19 protein-coding genes and 1 pseudogene are annotated in these 15804 nt (G+C 56.1%); 1 reads left to right on the top strand and 19 read right to left on the bottom strand.

The features are described from left to right. Positions 1-15: 15 nt before the first annotated feature. The 13 genes and pseudogenes from traU to traM all read right to left on the bottom strand — a co-directional run bounded on the left by traU (position 16) and on the right by traM (position 10642). Positions 16-1002, bottom strand: a complete 987-nt coding sequence (gene traU / locus IM300_RS15565; protein WP_193037217.1) for a conjugal transfer pilus assembly protein TraU — start codon at positions 1000-1002, stop codon at positions 16-18. Further along, positions 999-1678 (bottom strand): annotated as a pseudogene (gene traW / locus IM300_RS15560) (type-F conjugative transfer system protein TraW). Before traW ends, traU begins: the two are co-directional and overlap by 4 nt. Beyond that, positions 1678-2025, bottom strand: a complete 348-nt coding sequence (gene trbI / locus IM300_RS15555; protein WP_193037215.1) for a type-F conjugative transfer system protein TrbI — start codon at positions 2023-2025, stop codon at positions 1678-1680. Before trbI ends, traW begins: the two are co-directional and overlap by 1 nt. Further along, a complete protein-coding gene (gene traC, locus IM300_RS15550; RefSeq protein ID WP_193037213.1) occupies positions 2022-4652 on the bottom strand; it encodes a type IV secretion system protein TraC in 2631 nt (876 codons plus the stop codon). Before traC ends, trbI begins: the two co-directional genes overlap by 4 nt. A 306-nt stretch (positions 4653-4958) precedes the next feature. Then, positions 4959-5495, bottom strand: a complete 537-nt coding sequence (gene traV, locus IM300_RS15545; RefSeq protein ID WP_193037211.1) for a type IV conjugative transfer system lipoprotein TraV — start codon at positions 5493-5495, stop codon at positions 4959-4961. Between the two features lie 20 nt (positions 5496-5515). Continuing rightward, positions 5516-6919, bottom strand: a complete 1404-nt coding sequence (traB, locus tag IM300_RS15540; protein ID WP_193037209.1) for an F-type conjugal transfer pilus assembly protein TraB — start codon at positions 6917-6919, stop codon at positions 5516-5518. Then, positions 6906-7649, bottom strand: a complete 744-nt coding sequence (traK, locus tag IM300_RS15535; RefSeq protein WP_193037207.1) for a type-F conjugative transfer system secretin TraK — start codon at positions 7647-7649, stop codon at positions 6906-6908. Before traK ends, traB begins: the two co-directional genes overlap by 14 nt. Beyond that, on the bottom strand, positions 7636-8202 hold the full coding sequence (traE, locus tag IM300_RS15530) for a type IV conjugative transfer system protein TraE (RefSeq protein ID WP_193037205.1): 567 nt from the start codon (positions 8200-8202) through the stop codon (positions 7636-7638). The genes traK and traE overlap by 14 nt, the downstream gene beginning before the upstream one ends. Before the next feature lie 14 nt (positions 8203-8216). Beyond that, on the bottom strand, positions 8217-8522 hold the full coding sequence (traL, locus tag IM300_RS15525) for a type IV conjugative transfer system protein TraL (protein WP_063449767.1): 306 nt from the start codon (positions 8520-8522) through the stop codon (positions 8217-8219). A 136-nt stretch (positions 8523-8658) separates the two neighbouring features. Then, complete coding sequence (gene traA, locus IM300_RS15520; protein ID WP_046622497.1) at positions 8659-9009, bottom strand: type IV conjugative transfer system pilin TraA; 351 nt, start codon at positions 9007-9009, stop codon at positions 8659-8661. Positions 9010-9055: 46 nt separating this feature from the next. Next, complete coding sequence (locus IM300_RS15515) at positions 9056-9280, bottom strand: TraY domain-containing protein (RefSeq protein WP_046622499.1); 225 nt, start codon at positions 9278-9280, stop codon at positions 9056-9058. 78 nt (positions 9281-9358) lie between these two features. Further along, positions 9359-10063: a LuxR C-terminal-related transcriptional regulator gene (locus IM300_RS15510; RefSeq protein ID WP_193037203.1), complete on the bottom strand. Its 705-nt coding sequence runs from the start codon at positions 10061-10063 to the stop codon at positions 9359-9361. 183 nt (positions 10064-10246) lie between these two features. Further along, positions 10247-10642 (bottom strand): conjugal transfer relaxosome DNA-binding protein TraM, encoded by a 396-nt coding sequence (traM, locus tag IM300_RS15505; protein ID WP_193037201.1) that lies wholly within the window; start codon positions 10640-10642, stop codon positions 10247-10249. Positions 10643-11071: 429 nt separating this feature from the next. Here traM and IM300_RS15500 point away from each other — a divergent pair, with 429 nt between their 5' ends. Next, positions 11072-11545: a transglycosylase SLT domain-containing protein gene (locus IM300_RS15500; RefSeq protein WP_193037199.1), complete on the top strand. Its 474-nt coding sequence runs from the start codon at positions 11072-11074 to the stop codon at positions 11543-11545. A gap of 40 nt (positions 11546-11585) precedes the next feature. On the opposite strand, the gene IM300_RS15495 is transcribed toward IM300_RS15500, so the two are convergent. The 6 genes from IM300_RS15495 to IM300_RS15470 all read right to left on the bottom strand — a co-directional run bounded on the left by IM300_RS15495 (position 11586) and on the right by IM300_RS15470 (position 15161). Next, the gene (locus IM300_RS15495) at positions 11586-12116 is read right to left on the bottom strand and encodes an antirestriction protein (protein ID WP_193037197.1); all 531 of its coding nucleotides are present in this window, start codon (positions 12114-12116) and stop codon (positions 11586-11588) included. Between the two features lie 675 nt (positions 12117-12791). Further along, positions 12792-13622 carry an N-6 DNA methylase gene (locus IM300_RS15490; RefSeq protein WP_193037195.1) on the bottom strand — a complete coding sequence of 277 codons (831 nt, stop codon included), beginning with the start codon at positions 13620-13622 and terminating at the stop codon, positions 12792-12794. A gap of 41 nt (positions 13623-13663) precedes the next feature. Then, a complete protein-coding gene (locus IM300_RS15485) occupies positions 13664-13930 on the bottom strand; it encodes a hypothetical protein (RefSeq protein WP_193037193.1) in 267 nt (88 codons plus the stop codon). Between the two features lie 84 nt (positions 13931-14014). Continuing rightward, complete coding sequence (locus tag IM300_RS15480) at positions 14015-14371, bottom strand: hypothetical protein (protein WP_193037192.1); 357 nt, start codon at positions 14369-14371, stop codon at positions 14015-14017. Between the two features lie 46 nt (positions 14372-14417). After that, positions 14418-14711 carry a hypothetical protein gene (locus IM300_RS15475; protein WP_193037190.1) on the bottom strand — a complete coding sequence of 98 codons (294 nt, stop codon included), beginning with the start codon at positions 14709-14711 and terminating at the stop codon, positions 14418-14420. A 60-nt stretch (positions 14712-14771) separates the two neighbouring features. Continuing rightward, on the bottom strand, positions 14772-15161 hold the full coding sequence (locus tag IM300_RS15470) for an ammonia monooxygenase (protein ID WP_193037188.1): 390 nt from the start codon (positions 15159-15161) through the stop codon (positions 14772-14774). Positions 15162-15804 lie beyond the last annotated feature (643 nt).

The raw sequence follows: 15804 nt of genomic DNA, 5'->3' as shown, positions 1-15804 counted from the left end.
GAGGGTGTCCTTTTCTCAGAGGAAGACGCAGTTACGCTTGCGCCAGAGCAGATAGCCGTAGTTTTTCTTCGTGTTCGGCGGGTTTCGCCCCGCTTCCCAGCGCATCACCGTCCGACCGAAGGGATGGCACTGCGCAACGTCCGGATGGGTGTTCACCATCTGGTAGCGCCAGCGGGTCTTGGGGATGATCGGCGACGGATACTCATTGCAGACCTTCGTGTCCTCGCCGATGCTCTCCATGATTTGCCCCTGGCGGTGCAGCTTGAACGCCATGCGCTCGCTGACCAGCACCGACGACTGAAGGGGACTGGACTCGTTGCTCACCCAGCCGTTGAAGGGATACATCGTCCCCTGAGAGCCTGCGCACCAGAACAGCGTGTCTATGGCGGTTTTCGCCGCGCTGGCCATCGCGTCGGCCGCACACGCTCCCTGCGCGATGGGGTTGGCAAAGATGACCGCTTCCGGATTGAGAATGGAGGTCAGGGCACTGTCCCCCCAGGTCGGGTCAATCTCGGACAGGTAGCCAATATCGAGGTCCCCGCCCTCAAGGCATCCCACGCAGGTGATAATGTTCAGCCAGTACGTCAGCGGGTACTTGTACCAGTGGACGTGGTAGAACGCGCCGTTCACCGCCTTGTCCTCTTTCTTCGCAGTTCCCATCCCCATCTTGCCGAGGTTGATGGAGAAGCCGCCGAGGTTCACCATGCAGCCCGGCGATCGGGTCACGTCGGTCAGCGCCATCGGCTCCCAGTACCCGATGGCCAGGCCAATTCGCGCCACAGGCGTCATCGGGCAGATCTGGATGGGGCTGCCGGGGTTCTTCGTATCCGGCAGGTCGCCGCCCGTCACCGATGTGCTGCCGAGCGAGAGCGGAAACATGCAGCGCCAGCAGATATCGGTGATCGGATTCACGAAATTACCGTCACAGGCCGCGTCGGCCGAGGCAGAGTGGCTGTTACCCCAGAGCAGCAGCCCGATGAGTGCGGTAAACAGCGTCCTCATGGCGTGCCTCCCGCATCATGCTCCGTCAGCAGCGGGGGGATAATCTCCACCCGGAGGCGCAGCCCGCTCGGTGCCGCTGTCACCCGGGCCGGAACCTGGCTGATGCCGAACCGCGCGGTGAGCACGCCGTTCTGATCGAAGAAGATCCGGCTGTCGAGCGCCTCCGAGGTCTGCGGGATATTGCCGCGCACCAGGATAATGCGCGAAACCAGCGTGGCGGGCTTCTGGCGCCGGACCCACGCCAGCTGGTCAGGATCGTCGCCGTCGATAAAGAGCAGCGTCTGGTTAAAGGGCACCACCGCCAGCGGGTTAAACACCTGGCCCGCGCGGGCAAAGACGTTGCCGTGCCCGTCAGCCAAATCCCTGTCCACCAGCACGCTCGGATCAAACCAGCGCTTCTCATAGCGCACCGCGCGGGTGATCCCCGCCACGGGAGGCGGGCGCTGCGGGTGATCCCCGCCACGGGAGGCGGGCGCTGGCTGTTGCGCACCACCCGCTCCTTAAAGTCTCCCATCTTTTTATCCATCTCGCCGGACTGCTGTAGCGCCTGAAGTCGCTGCTCAATCACGATCAGCATGTCCGGCTCCGCGACCGGCCACAGGTCGCCCCAGGTACCGAGATCTGACGCGGCAGTAACGGAACTCAGCAGCATCATGCTCAGGGCAAGGGCGCGCATTACGCCCCCTCCTTCATCCGGCGGGCCACGTCGGTCTGGATTTCACGCGTGATGTCCGGTGCCCCCTGCACCACGGCAGGGGCAACGAGGATGAGTCCACGGTGACGTACCTGCCAGTTGCGCAGGCTGGCTTCCAGTGAGGCGTTAAAGCGCTCCGAGAGCGCCTTCGTCTGCGCCTCGTCGAGCGAGCGGCGGCTCGCGCTGTCAAAGAAGGCATCCACGGTAGACTTCATGTCAAATGCGGCCACGGCGGGCATGCTGAGGCGGCAGGTCAGCCAGCTGATGCCCGCGCTGGCAACCAGCGTGCCGGCAATCAGCGAGGCGGTGAGTAACGTGCGTTTTTTCATCGGATTTTCTTCCCTTCATGCTCTTCCAGCCAGCGCTCCAGCGAGGCCATTTCCGGTCCGGACTTTTTCCAGGCCAGCTCCCATACTGCGTCATGAATGCTTGCCCCCTCGCGCCGTCGCTGCTGTACAAACTCGAAGTCGGGGCCGTCCGAGGAGTACATTGCCCGGCTGAGCGGGTCGACGAACAGGCGGTGCCAGGACGTGAGGTGCTCAACGGAGAGCATGAAGCTGCTGAACCAGTTGTCCTTTGCGCTGCCGAAGCGGGCAATCATGTCGCGTTGCAGCTGCGAGTACTGATCCGGGTACAGCTGGTTGTACTTGGCGAACTCCTTGGCCGACTGCTTGAGGATAATTTTGTAGGACGAGTTACCCCATGCCGCGCGCGCGGCGCTGGAGGCCGTATCCGAGTCAAAGTCGACGATATTCTGCGTGATGGTGATATACGACCCGGTATGGCGGCGCGCGGTGCGGTAGCCCTTCTCGATAAACGCCCCGACCTTGTTGTTTTTGAAGTCCAGCAGACGCCAGCCCTCGTCGATCACGTTCAGCTTCTTCAGGCTGCGCGGCGTACGGTACATGCGGTTCTCGATGTAAAGAATGAGCGAGAACATGACGGCCACCAGAAGGGACGGCCTGTCCTCCAGTCCGCCCAGCTCCAGCACCACCATACGGGCGTCGTCCCTCAGGGACGGCTCATCGGAGTTGAAGTAGCTGCCGTAGACGCCGTCGCGGGTGTACTGGGTCAGCAGCACCACCATCTCATCGAGGCGGCTGCGGATGGTCGGTGAGCCTTCATACTCTCTGCTGTCGCGGGCCATCACCAGGTAGTCGACCACGTCATCGATGCGAGACTGGTTTTTCTTCGTAAGCCAGGTGGCCTTCACCGCCTTGAGCAGCAGGCCCTCGTGCACCTCGTCCAGGTTCCCGTTGGGGCTGGCCATCACCGACAGCTGGTCGCGCAGGCGCTCGGCCATCTCATCAATGGTGTCGTCAGTGATGTTGGCAAACGGGTTAAACTTCAGCGTCTCGCCGTCGAGGTATACCCCGCCCATGTTCTCGCACAGGGACTTGTAGCCGTCGCCCATATCAAACACCACGGCGAAGCCGCCGGAGTCGATGACGCTGCGTATCAGGGGCTGAATAAGCCCGGTCTTGCCGGCGCCAGAAGTGCCGCATACCGCCATGTTAAAGTTGGTGTTACCCATGCCGCGGCTGAACAGGTCGATAAACGCCAGCTGATTACGGTAGGTCGGTGCCAGCAGGCCGGAGGTGGCGAGTGGGCTGTCGGCCACCACCGGCGCGAGATTCGCCACGTTAAAGCTCTCGGCGCGCTGCACCACGCCGGACTCGCGCAGCTGCTTAAAGAGACCGCCTCCCGCCATGAACGGCAGATTCACGAGGAAATTACGCATCTGGTTAAAGCGCGGGGAGATCAGCTCAAAGCCGTTCTTGCGAAAACTGTTCAGGACGTCCTGCTCCACCTTCAAGGCAACCTCCTGGTCATCCCGGCAGAAGACGATCATGTTGAGGAAATAGCTCACCAGCGAGGACTGGCCGGACGACAGGCGCTGGCGCAGATCGCCCCACTCCTTCGCCTCCTGTTCCACACCCGGGAAGAACTTGGCGTAGCTGGTTTTGGACTTCTTCTCGAGATCCATAAACTTCAGGTTGGCCTCGTTCTGCGCCTTCACCTGGTCCTCGACGCTGAGGACCAGCGTCAGGATAAACGGGCAGGAGACGGACAGCTCCGGGTTCAGCAGGTTGCTGTAGTTGTCGGCCATGTTCCACAGAAAGGCCATCTCCGGGTTTTTGGTCAGCTGGAAGTTCATGATGCGCGCAGTGCTGTTGCGCCCGTTCTCGCGCAGCCCCAGCGTCATATGGTCAGCCTTCACCTTCAGGTCAAAGGTATCGTCCACGCACTGGTAGTTCAGGTCCTTGAGCGGATCGAGCTCGCGCGCCGTCGGGTACAGCGCATCCGGATTGTGGTTGATCATCTCGCCGGCAATACAGATAAAGGCGTCAGCATCCACGCTGCGGGTGGAAATCTGCGCCCCCTGAAGCGAGGCGCGGATGATTTTCACCTGGTTCTCCATCTCCATTACGCTGGCCTTGCTGCCGCGCTTGCGGGGCACGCAGCAGGAGATATAGACGCGGTAGTTGCGCAGCGTCAGCGGCAGGTTGAGGTGATCGGGAAGCGGGAAACCTTCCTCGGCGGCCTTCAGGTAGTAGGCGCGCGTGATGGCGTTAAACTTCTCGGCCTGTTCTCCCGTCCAGGAGAGCTCGCGCAGGCCATACTCGATGTCGCGCCCGACCAGGTGGCTGGAGACTAGGTGAATGGCCACCGGCACCTCGCGGGGAAGTTTGGTGCGCATCAGGTTTTCCAGCGACGAAACGATGGTTTCGTTGGCCCCGTTGATGGGCTGCGCCTCCAGCATGAAGCCCATCGTCTTCTCGTTCATGAAGAGGCCCGTTTCGGCGTCGTAGTCGCGGTACGGCAGCAGGCGGCTGAACTGCGGGAAGCGCATCTGACCAAGGACGTCATTGGCTTCAGAGGACTCATCGGGCATCTTCAGCGCAGTCAGCAGCGCGTTGACCGTGCGTGTAACGGTATCCAGAGGGTTGCTCATGACTTGTCTTCCCTGTTTTTTTGAACAACGTTTCGCAGGCGTAGCCAGTCGGTGCGCTGTTTCCTTGAAAGACGTTTCCTCAGCACCTCATAACAGAGCGTTGTCTTGCCGCCGCCTGTACTGCCCACAACCATAAAATTTCCCTTTTCGGCACTACTCATGTTCATCCCCACCTCTGATACTGTTTTGACTGAAACTCAAGCCGCTGCTGACACGCTACCGCCCATCCCTTTTCACGTTTCAGGGCACGCGTGATAACGACGGATTGTTGATAAAAAGCCGCCACGTCGGGCGGCGGGAAGAAACTCAGTTAACGCGGGGCTTACCCCAGGCGGACGGTTTAACCACAAAGAACACGCGGCCCGGCTGGTGATACACGTCCCGGGTGTCGATATAGGGGGCTATCCACAGTCCGGCTGTCTTCTCGCCCAGGCGCAGCGGACGCGGGTCAACGATGGACTCGTACGTCGGCTGCGGTGCCACGACGGGGGCGGTCTTACTCGCGGGCTTCACGTCAGCAGAGTGCGCAAACGGATTCGCGACGAAGTGAGATCCGCCGGACGGTGCGCTTCGCGACGCAACGGACAGTGCAGGTACCGGAGGCGGCGTCAGCGGCTGCGCGGAGGCCGTGCGGAAGTTGCCCTCAGCCAGGCGTGGCAGCGAGGCCGCATCCGGCTTTACCGCGCTTTCCTCAAGGCGTTTGGCCTTCTCGTTGGCCTGCTCAATGGTCATGCAGGTGTCGGACGTGGTGGCGTTACATTCAAAATCGCTGGCCGTACCGGCACAGCCGGACAGCATCAGGACGCTGGCCAGGGAGAGTGCGAAAGGGAAAGTCCTGTTCATAAGCGGTTCCTTTGCGTGCGTTACTGAGAGCCGGAGTCCGGCATAAACTGATTCTTGTTAAGCTTGCCCAGCTGGTTCAGCATCTGATCGGTGCTGAAGCCATTGAGGTTGCCCTGCGGAAGGGATGGCGCAGGCACGGGGCTGCTGTCAGCAGCTCCGGCACTGCTCCTGCTCTTCTCCTGCTCCTGCGCAAGCTCCTCGATAGTCTTCAGCTGGAAGCCATCCTGGAAAACAACTGTCACCTCATTGCCTGCCCCGATCGGTATGACCGGGTGATACTGCTCGGCACGCTTGATGTAGTAATCGCTGAGGGTCTGGGCCGCTTTGGAGGCACCGCCACCAATCCCCATATTCATGACGTCACCCGCGCCCAGCGAGGCGGTGGCACCCAGACCGACCGACGGCTGGGAGGCGCTCTGCACGCCCTGCCCGATGCCGTCAACGAAGCCCGCGCCCCACGCCCAGCCCAGAATTTTGCCGTTGCGCATGACCACCTCACCCTTGATGCCGTTCTTGCCCATGAAGCTGACGTGCCCCCTGATCGGCTGGTCGATGGTGACGCCGTTTTTCAGGCAGCTGATGTTGCGGGTGCGCACGATGGCGCGCTCGCTGGACACGTCGCCCCAGGCCTCAAGACCGATAAAGCAGCCGGTCAGGTCGTAGCTTTTGCTGTTGGGCATTTCGACGCGGCCCGTAATGCGCAGCTGCATCGGCACGGTGGACTCGTTGCCGGTTACGGACGCGTTGGCGTCAGCGCCCTCGATCAGCATGGACCTGGCAAAGCTGCCGGACGGGATGTACGGCAGGGAGGGGCCCTTTTTATCCTCGCGGACAAAGCTCTGGCGGCGCAGCTGGTTAGGGACCGGAATGGGCTGGTACTGCACCTGAGGCGGCGGCGTCACGCCGTTACCCGGATAGAACGCGGTCGGCGGAGGCACTGCACCCGCCTGCGTCTGCGGCGGGAAGGACACAGGCTGAGGTTCCCCCTCCGGACCTGGTGCGGGCACCAGCGGCTGCGGCGCGGGTTCGCCCGATGTAGTTACGGGGTTAACGCCCAGCGCGCTGACCTGCGCGGTAAGCGCCGCGTTATCCTGGGTCAGCTTGTCTATCTGACGCTGGTAGCTCGCCTGCCCCTTGCTGAGCAGATCCAGCTCGCGACGCATCTCTTCGTAGTGTTTTTTCATATCAGACGCGGTGGCCTGCATCTCCGTGGTGGCGTGCTGCTGCACCTTCGCGTCAAAGGTGCTGTCGACCACGCCCGTCATATCAGGAGCAGGCTCGTTTTCTCCCTGCGCGGCAGAGGCGCCGTCATAGCGGGCGTCAGCCAGATACCAGCCGCCCCCGCCCACCACGCCGACGCTGGCCAGCACGATGCCCAGCCAGAGGAACTGCTTGCGCTTCACAACGGCGTTAATGCTGGCCATGGTTCGCCTCCCCGCTGCTGATGATGTACACCTGCATCGCGCCGCCAGCCATGAGGCTGCGGGCCGGTTCGGCAAAGAGCACCGCGCGGATACCGTTCTGCCAGAAATCGCTTTCAGATACGCGACGAACCTCAGAGCTCCGGTTAGTGACGCGGTAGCGCACCACCTTCAGATGGTTGCCGACCCAGACGCGCTCGGCGCTGGCCAGCAGGCCCGGCGGCGGCGTCAGCGACTCGCGGGTAACGGGAAGCTCGTACCACCCTTCCGGCAGTCTGCCGCCCAGCAGGTGCTGGCTGAGGGAGACCAGCGTGGCCTCATACGGTGAGGATTCCTCCCAGCTCCGTGCCGCCTCTCCCGTACCGGACAGCTCGCTGACCAGGCGCACCGTTCTGCCCGCACCCGCACGCGGTACGGCACGCACTGAGAAGTTCAGGCCCCGCTCGGTCTCAAGGATGAAGGTGAACGGTTTCTTGTTCAGGGTGCTGACAATAACGCCACCGCTGGCCGTCTGCTCCTGGCGGGTCAGCTCGCCGTCGAGGCTGGTGAGGGCCGTGACGCGATCGCCCGCCACGGTGAAGAGGTTGGGATCGGTATTGCTCAGCGCGATGCTGGCCTGACCGCCGTTGGAGAGCGGTACCACCGTCGCGGTCTGCGCCTGAGGCGCTGCGATGCCGTGGCCACAAACGAAAAGCAACAGCGCGGGCAGGCTGTGGCGCTTATTTCTTCTCATCGGTGATTTCTCCAAAATGGCTGAGCCAGCTGATGCCGTCCTCGCGCTCAAACGTGAGCACGTAATGCTTCATGTCCGGATAGGGTTTAGAGTCGCCTATCCAGGTTTTCAGCTGTCCGCGCACCTCCACGCGGCTGATGGCGGGATACACCTGCACGCTGGTCATGTAGAAGGCGGAGTTAACGTTGTTGTCCTTGATGCGCTTCGCATCCCCGGCAAGCTTGATTTTCAGATCGTTCTGCGCGGCGGGACGAACGTAGGTGAGCAGCTGCTCGTGAGACGCGTTGACGGTTTCCGGCGTCACGTTCAGTCGCAGGGCAATAAGCGAGAGCGCCAGCTGTTGCAGATAGGAGGCATCCGACTGGTTCTGCGACACCGCGAACGGCGCGCGAAACAGCATCGGTGTGACCACCGTTTTTTGTTCGTTTTGCAGGCGGTAGTTATTCACGCCCTGAATAACGTTCGTGATGCTGCTCAGAAGCAGCAGCGTGCCCATCGAAATAAAACCGATGGCAATTACGCGCTGGGTACTAAGGCGAGCTCCATGTTCCATGTATTCGGTTCCGTTTATTTAATCCACTGGCGGTAGCAGGAGTCCGGGACGTCGTGAAATATTCCCCGCAGCAACGCGGTCGGCATATACCAGTACACGAGGTCGCGCAGCCAGGCGCTTCCCCGCCCTTTCTTGAGTTTTTTTATTGCGAGATACGCCAGCACCGCCGCAATAATTCCGGGGATGTAGTGCTGGGTCCAGAAACCCCAGCCGATACACACGGCGGCAGGGATCAGCTCGTCCACGGGCAGGCCAAACCAGCGGCTCTGGTTGGTCAGCGTTTCCGGAAATCGGTATTTTTTGAGAGAGTCGTCAGCCATATTTCAGTCCGCATGTCGGCTGGCAGCAAAATAAGCCGCCAGCCGTTTTCAGGGCAAAGCAATCCCCTGAGCGCGATGCGCCCATAAATACTTTTTCAGGTATTAAATGGAGATCAGTACTAACCCGTGAGGGGGATTAATATCCGGCAACGGACATACCAACCGTCACGAACACCGACAGAATTGCGAAGCCAGCAAGGAACTTCAGGTTCTTGGTGGTCATATACATGACGGCCCCGACGAGTACCTCGGCGAGGATCACCCATTTGACGACGCTGGAGTCCTTACCGAAGGTGCCCTTAACGGTATCGTCACCACTCGCCATCAGATCTTTACCCGTGGAGGCAGCCAGTACGGTTTCAGGGAAGAATGCCGCGACAGCAGCAACGGGCAGCGCAACTTTCAGTGCCTTAAGGAAACCCAGCTTGCTGAATTTCTTTTTAGCCGGAGCAGAAGTTACGTCATTCATTACAGATACATCAGTCATTTCATTAGTCCTTTAATCAAACATTTATTACTGGAAAAATCTTAAGTTACTCATCACTATGTTTACTTAAATTATTAGGTATCACCTCCGCCATTTCAGAGTTATAGAAGTCAGGGTATTTCTCCAGGTGGTCACGAAGCCTCAGCAGAGCTTCCTGCGACTTTGAACGACCACTTCTGTCTTTTGCCTTAAGGAGTCGAAGGTCTGTATCGGGGTCCAGATAAATAGACATGGTTATGTTTGGACCTCGGAGCCTTTGGCGTCGAATCATATTAATCCCTTTGTTAAGAATTCCGTGAAGCAATCCTGCCATGGCAATTCCAATTTAAGCAATACCGAGATTTATACACTACTTATTTAACGATCTATTAACATTAAGTATTTTTAAAACAACCTTTACCATTTTGAAATATGCATTTTCTTTAAGACAATAAATCCTGAATTCGTCAAAATCGATAAAACTGGTTTTCAGTTTATTTTTAACACTTGACATACGATTAGAAACTGCTGCTTCAGATACTCCAAGCGCTTTAGATATCGTATTGACATGAAAGCCTATCATATAAAATGATAAGGTAACCATTTGCCTCGTTGTTAACTCACTAAGAAAAGCATCCAAATTGAAGCCATTATATGTTATAACATCTCTCACTTTGAAAAGTGCTTTATAGTCTGGAAAGTAATTTATAAACCACACAGCGAACAGTGCATTATCAATAACACGTATTTCTATGCGCAACTGGTAATACTCGCCTTTAAAGCTAAAGGTTCGACAGATTGCAGTGCCGGGTCCCATCATGAACGATTCAAGTTCTATACTTGATAACTCAAGTTCAATCTCATCTTTATCAAAGCTAAATCCCGCATAATCCTTAGATGCCGGATGAAAGAAATGGTGAAATGCATCATTTTTATAAATTACTTCGCGGAACTGATTGCGGATACAGACAGGAAGTTGAGAGTTACAGTAAAGCCTATCTACGAGCTTAATGGCATTATCAAGATCTAGTGATTGACTTACTTGGGCAGGAACATTAGGATCGCGCGCACTCATAGAGCCTCCTTAGAAGGTTTTGTGGGTAGCTGGTAAGGAGGGGCCTAATCCCTCCTTACCAGCGAATCGGCAATAATTGCCGCATCAAATTTTAGTTAAGTCACACTTAAAATATACCTTTACCTTCGGTTATTGTCATTAGAAAATCGCAGATCAATATATTTTTTTATTTCAGTTTTATAGTTAATCATTTTCGGAATTTGCATCATTTTCCGGAAAGAAGTTATTTACTATCGCCTGAACATCTTCACGTATGTTCTGCACCATCGACCTGAACTCAAACTTTTCGTACCCGGTCAGATGAGGACTCAAGGATTCCATTGCCAGCAGCTTGCTGGTAATAAACTGTGATTTAAGGACAGCTGCGAGAATCGTTTTATTGAAAAGCATCTGATTGAACGGAGACTCCTTGCGCTCCATCTGCGCCTCATAAACCCTCAGCCCCAGCTCAACGAGCATTGAGATAACGCTGGAACTGCTCACATCCTCTTTTCTGGCACCCTCTGCCCGCCGCTGTTCGACAATTGCGTTTATTTTATTGACCACGTCATCGCTTACGTATGCCTGTATTTTTGCCATAACTTAGATCCTTTTATTATGCTGTGGAAGAATAACTTTTCGACTCCTGAACAGCGCCGTTTAACCGACAAAGCTCAGGCGGATTGCCTGCGATTCATCCAGTAGTTTTATAACGAATCGTCGGCGATTCACATGGCAGATTGCCGGCGAATCACTATTACCTAACTTCATGAAAACAATATTGTGAATCGTATATGAATCGTTGACGGATCTCCAGAGATTCATACAGTAGTCACAAGTGAACCTGATTAGTAATTTAAAATAAATTATTTCAAATTATTCAAACGCTAAGTTACTGAACTGAATAGCCAATCAGCAAAAAGTACGTTTTGCGTGGGGTGTGGTGATTTTGTGGTGAGGAGTGCATATTAGTTGAATACGGCTCCGGGATGGATTAACGTATTTCCGGCATCGTGCCCGGAGGAAGAAATGAAACGGATCGTCACTATTGTTATATCGCTGATTATATCTGGCACGCTCAATGCCGCAGACTGTTTCGACATGGCGGGGAAGGATTACAGAATTGATCCGGATTTGCTGCGTGCAATATCCTGGAATGAATCAAATTTCCGCACTGATGTTAAAGGATACAATCCTGTTTCGGGGTTTGGCTCCGGACTCATGCAGGTGGACTCCCAGCACTTCAGCGAACTGGCCCGTTACGGAATAAAACCCGAGCACCTGCTTTCTGACCCCTGTATGAATATCTACACAGGAGCCTACTATCTCGCGATTGCATTCAGGAAGTGGGGAGTTAGCTGGCAGGCAGTGGGCGCATATAATGCAGGTTTCAGAAAAACAGATAAGCAGGCTCAGAGGAGATATGAATACGCCCGTAAAATTGAGGCAACGTACAGGGCCATCAAGGAGAGTAAAAAATCCGGTGCCATCGTTAAGAAGTAAAAAAAGGCTCATTTATGAGCCTTTTTTTACTTCTTAACGGTCAGTCAATTGCACGCCAGATTAAAGCACGCTGAGGGTGTTTAATTATACTGATGTAATCCTTGATGGCATCCTGACGGGCAATTAACCCATCACACATCTCTGAACAGGTCGGTCCCATTTCTGACAATTTCCATGACAGCTGATTCATTACCATCAGCGTGGCAATGATACCCGCAGCCTGAGCACTGACTTCAGCGCTGAAATAGTTTCCGGGGATATCCAGTTTAAAGTTCAACTCTCCGGCGGGAGCAATAAATCCCGTGATCACCTGCGTGCTGATTATCGTGTCCGCCGCAATTTTTCCCTGCAAGCCTTTTGGGATGAGAAAATAATCCCAGTTTCCGCCGTCATAATCAGAATGACGGCGTAACCAGTCAGCAACCAGTGTGTCACCTGCTGGCGAGCAGAACAGAAACGGAACAACTTTTAACTTTGTTTTTGGCTGAACCACACGGCAGCTTTCCGTAAATTCCTGATAAAAATGTTCGGCTGATTCATTAGTGGCGGTGTTGACGTTTTTCGTGCGCATTTTACATTCTCCCTGTCTGAATAATTAATGTTCGACTTCATCACTGAGCGGCGAAGGGCAATGAGCAACAGGCAATTTTTAAATCCAGGGGCGCGAAGCGTTTATTTACCCCTGTATTTAAAAAGGGAATGTTGCTAAAAGCAGCCCTCCGCGAATTGATGAAGCCGGACGATTTCAGACAGGAAAATGCGCACGTTCCGGAATGAAGATTTGCCATCGGCGAAGCGTCATTCCGGTCATTAAAGTGATGGAAATGTGATGTATATCACGGTTTAAGCGGCGTGTCCTGACAGGGACACAGCAAGCGCGCCCTTGACGTCAGCCATCAGACCATAGCGCCAGCCCGAAACCCGCAGGGGTTCGGCGGAGCCTGACGGGTGCGCAAGCAGCTGTCTGGCATAGTTGGGCTCGACGACCCGGCCGGAACGGACGGGGAGCCGAAGGGGGCCATGGTCCTGCCTGTTTTGTCCTTCAGGAGATACAGCAGAAGAAAGAGCACAGAGAAGAACAGCAGGCAGATGAGATACCAGAGAGAACCAGAATTGAAAAAAGAGCCAAACAGTACACGCAGAACGCAGAAGGGCGGCGCGTCAGCGCAGCCCTTTTCGTTCGCCCCGCAGGGGCGTGATGTTTTCGCGGCGCAAAAGGCAGGGTTATCCCCTGCCCTGCATACGGTTAAGCGGCCTGCGTAAGTCCCTGCAAAAATTTGCGCATGGCAGCTACACGGCGCTGATCGTCCAGGCGCTTCTCAAAGTTGTTGATATAATACACCGGCGTATATCGCACCCTGTGAAGCTGCATTGTGAGCGTATTGCCCGTAACCACCTCGGCGGGAATACCCAGCAGGGAAAGCTGGATAAACGCCATATCAGCAGCGATCGGGTCGATATCGATGCAGCTACCAAACATTTGCTCAGAGGGGTTGTAGCCCGCTTCAAGCAGATATTCCGCATACGCCACAATCATCCCTGCCGCGCCGCTTGCCGGATCGCTCACCGTCACAAACCCTTCACGGCGTATCGTCTCGTCAACGTCCGGCCTCAGCAGCTTCGCCAGCAGTGACTGGACGTTATAGGGCGTGAAATACTGCCCGTTCCGGTCGTCGCCCAGCTCCAGTTCCATGAAGATCGCGCCGAGAAAGTCATGGAATTTCGCCTCCAGCGCGCAGACCATCAGGCTGAAAAGCGCGTGAAAGTTGCTGATATCGCTTTCGTCGTACTTCGCGCAGATTTCACGGCTGCGCTCTATGTTCTCCGGCGTTCTGATCCACGCCATATCAAGCTCGCTGGCCGCCAGCGTGATGAAATCGCTGAACACCTCCCAGCGGCGTAAATTACGGGCGGTGTCCATAAACACGGTGACAAACTGGCGGCGGGCGTCCTCGATGGCCATCATACGGTGCGGTATTGCCTGCACGTTCACGGCGGGCAATGCGGGCTTAACGGGAATGACGGGTGCGGCCTCTTTCGCCTGGTCAAAGAAGCTGGCAAAACTGAGTTGAGACATAGTTCCTCCTTAAATGCCGCCCCTGCGGGGCGGCTCCTTCGTCAGTTACATGCCCGAGTCAGTTCGAGCGTGCGTAACACCTGCCCCCATTCGCTCCCGCGCATGGCAGGAATACGAACGGCGCGCCCCTTTCTGCGGCATTTTGCGATATGCCTGCCCAGCGCCCGCATTTCGATGCTGAGATCCTCCGGCGCGATCTCCTCGCGCTTAATCCGCACCTGCTTTTTCACGGTCTGATTTTCTGCCGCGCAGATCTGGACATAAAGGGCGGTCGGTGTGACAATCGACGCTCTACTGAAATGATTCATAGATGTTTCCTTTTAGTTGAGGCCGGATTCATCGTTTAGCGGCGTGGAATCCGGCGGGATATGGCAGACGAAAGTCTGCCTTTTTCATTTCTGGCCTGTGGTTTTCGGGCTGAACACCTCCTTAACTTTCCGCACGATGTCGGCGTGGTTCCTGTTGCTGTAGTCCTGCATACGGAAGTAGCGCAGACCGCAGCGCACATAGATTTCCGTGACGTTCCCGCAAATCATCTCCTGAAGCATGAAGGTTTCCGTGTCCTGCGCCGTGTTGCACTGCCAGTTCATCGGGTACATGCGTCCCGCCGCCTCATGAAACGCGGTGACGTCGATTTCAACGGGCGCGGTAACGTATGATCTTTCGCGGCTCAGCCAGTACGCGCGCTCGGCCTCAGCGGTTGCGTGAATGCCGGATTCAGCGCAGGATTCTGTCAGATGTAAATGCATGGTTATGTCTCCTTTGGTAAGTGGCGCTTATGTTTCGCCGTGGTGGTTATTCGTCGAACGTGATGCCGGAAAAGTGCGCCATCAGGTGCAGCATGTCAGCAATCTCGTCGACTTTTTGCTGAATGGCTGGCGTGGCTTTGATGATGTGCGTCACTGCGGTTCTGAGTTCCTTCATATAGCGCCCTGCAGACTCGCCCAGCGCCGCTGTATCTGCGCTCCCCTGATACTTCAGCAGGGCTTTACTGACGCGGTTTTGCAGTGTTCCAAGCTCGATGAGCGCGCTTTTCTCCCATTCGTCGAAGCTGAACGTGCTGCTGGTATTACCGGTATTGATGTTCATGATGTTTCTCCGTTGTCGCTGGCGGCATCCTCTGCCGCCACGGTTGAAATTAAAGGGTGGTTACTGCGTGAGCATGGCGTATTCAAAGGCCATACAGTCTTTCAGGCTCTTGTTCGCATATGCCCATGCCGCCTTTCCTGTTTCACCGTACAACCGAACGGCCTGAGCCTTCGCCTGTAGCCACGGCTGGACGACGTGGAATGAGAGGAGCGGTTTGTCGGTGTGCCAGTCCATCACGGCTTCATTCCAGACGTTTTTGCTCATGGCGCACAGGATGTTGCAGACCTCTTCCGCCTCGTCGCTTTCTGAAAGCTGCAGGTTCCAGACCTGGCAAAGTTCCAGCAGGTAAGAGCGCTGTTCTGCGATAACGCATTCAAGACGGCTTTTCGGGTCTGTACCCCATCTTCCGGTAGATTCTGAAGCGGCGGTTTTGACGTTCTGTGTGTGCATTCTGGTTTTCTCCTTGTCTGGTGATGTTTCCATCTCCCGGTGAGTTCTTCGCGGCAAGGGCAGAGGAGCAACGGCGACAGGGAGCAGCGCAAGGGGCGACGACGGAAAGTTTTTGCCTGCAAAAAGTTTATGGCGGCGTGCATTTCACCCCTTGCGGTGTGACCAGCCGGTGCTACGACTACGCCCTCCGCGCAGAACCCACGGGAGGTGGTTCGCCGGAGGGCGGGAGGATGCACACACGCCGGAACGTGAATCACCGCTGGCGAATCGTGGTCCGGTCAGAGGAGCAGCGGCGGCTTTACCGCCGGTGCGGTTGAGGCGGCCTGACCGGAACGGTCGGAGCAAGCCGTGTTATTGACGTCGCGTCAGGGGTGGAAACCCGCTCCCGGAGGGTGCGGGCAGAGACAGCGAGCTGGCTCTGTGCGAAGCATGACAGCCCGCCCGGACGCCCGATCCGGCAATCAGCCTCACTACCCGGAAAACACATGAGCCCAAAAAAGATTACCGCAACGCTGAGAGTAGCTAACTAACAGAAAAAAAGGAGTCCGCATGGAAAACGGAAATGATCCTACGTTAAGCCTGTTTTTGAGCTGGGATGACGGGCAGCTGTGAGCGAGAAGCGGGCACTTCAGCTATTGTGGTT

The organism is Enterobacter cloacae complex sp. I2 (assembly GCF_014896205.1).
GTDB classification, from domain to species: Bacteria; Pseudomonadota; Gammaproteobacteria; order Enterobacterales; family Enterobacteriaceae; genus Enterobacter; species Enterobacter quasihormaechei.
The sequence above is the reverse complement of the archived record's forward strand: the minus strand, read 5'-3'. Positions and strand labels throughout refer to the sequence as shown.

Excerpts from the sequence above, each read along its gene's own strand:
- traU (WP_193037217.1), bottom strand. The coding sequence starts at position 1,002 with ATGAGGACGCTGTTTACCGCACTCATCGGGCTGCTGCTCTGGGGTAAC.
- trbI (WP_193037215.1), bottom strand. The coding sequence starts at position 2,025 with ATGAAAAAACGCACGTTACTCACCGCCTCGCTGATTGCCGGCACGCTG.
- traC (WP_193037213.1), bottom strand. The coding sequence starts at position 4,652 with ATGAGCAACCCTCTGGATACCGTTACACGCACGGTCAACGCGCTGCTG.
- traV (WP_193037211.1), bottom strand. The coding sequence starts at position 5,495 with ATGAACAGGACTTTCCCTTTCGCACTCTCCCTGGCCAGCGTCCTGATG.
- traB (WP_193037209.1), bottom strand. The coding sequence starts at position 6,919 with ATGGCCAGCATTAACGCCGTTGTGAAGCGCAAGCAGTTCCTCTGGCTG.
- traK (WP_193037207.1), bottom strand. The coding sequence starts at position 7,649 with ATGAGAAGAAATAAGCGCCACAGCCTGCCCGCGCTGTTGCTTTTCGTT.
- traE (WP_193037205.1), bottom strand. The coding sequence starts at position 8,202 with ATGGAACATGGAGCTCGCCTTAGTACCCAGCGCGTAATTGCCATCGGT.
- traL (WP_063449767.1), bottom strand. The coding sequence starts at position 8,522 with ATGGCTGACGACTCTCTCAAAAAATACCGATTTCCGGAAACGCTGACC.
- traA (WP_046622497.1), bottom strand. The coding sequence starts at position 9,009 with ATGACTGATGTATCTGTAATGAATGACGTAACTTCTGCTCCGGCTAAA.
- IM300_RS15515 (WP_046622499.1), bottom strand. The coding sequence starts at position 9,280 with ATGATTCGACGCCAAAGGCTCCGAGGTCCAAACATAACCATGTCTATT.
- IM300_RS15510 (WP_193037203.1), bottom strand. The coding sequence starts at position 10,063 with ATGAGTGCGCGCGATCCTAATGTTCCTGCCCAAGTAAGTCAATCACTA.
- traM (WP_193037201.1), bottom strand. The coding sequence starts at position 10,642 with ATGGCAAAAATACAGGCATACGTAAGCGATGACGTGGTCAATAAAATA.
- IM300_RS15500 (WP_193037199.1), top strand. The coding sequence starts at position 11,072 with ATGAAACGGATCGTCACTATTGTTATATCGCTGATTATATCTGGCACG.
- IM300_RS15495 (WP_193037197.1), bottom strand. The coding sequence starts at position 12,116 with ATGCGCACGAAAAACGTCAACACCGCCACTAATGAATCAGCCGAACAT.
- IM300_RS15490 (WP_193037195.1), bottom strand. The coding sequence starts at position 13,622 with ATGTCTCAACTCAGTTTTGCCAGCTTCTTTGACCAGGCGAAAGAGGCC.
- IM300_RS15485 (WP_193037193.1), bottom strand. The coding sequence starts at position 13,930 with ATGAATCATTTCAGTAGAGCGTCGATTGTCACACCGACCGCCCTTTAT.
- IM300_RS15480 (WP_193037192.1), bottom strand. The coding sequence starts at position 14,371 with ATGCATTTACATCTGACAGAATCCTGCGCTGAATCCGGCATTCACGCA.
- IM300_RS15475 (WP_193037190.1), bottom strand. The coding sequence starts at position 14,711 with ATGAACATCAATACCGGTAATACCAGCAGCACGTTCAGCTTCGACGAA.
- IM300_RS15470 (WP_193037188.1), bottom strand. The coding sequence starts at position 15,161 with ATGCACACACAGAACGTCAAAACCGCCGCTTCAGAATCTACCGGAAGA.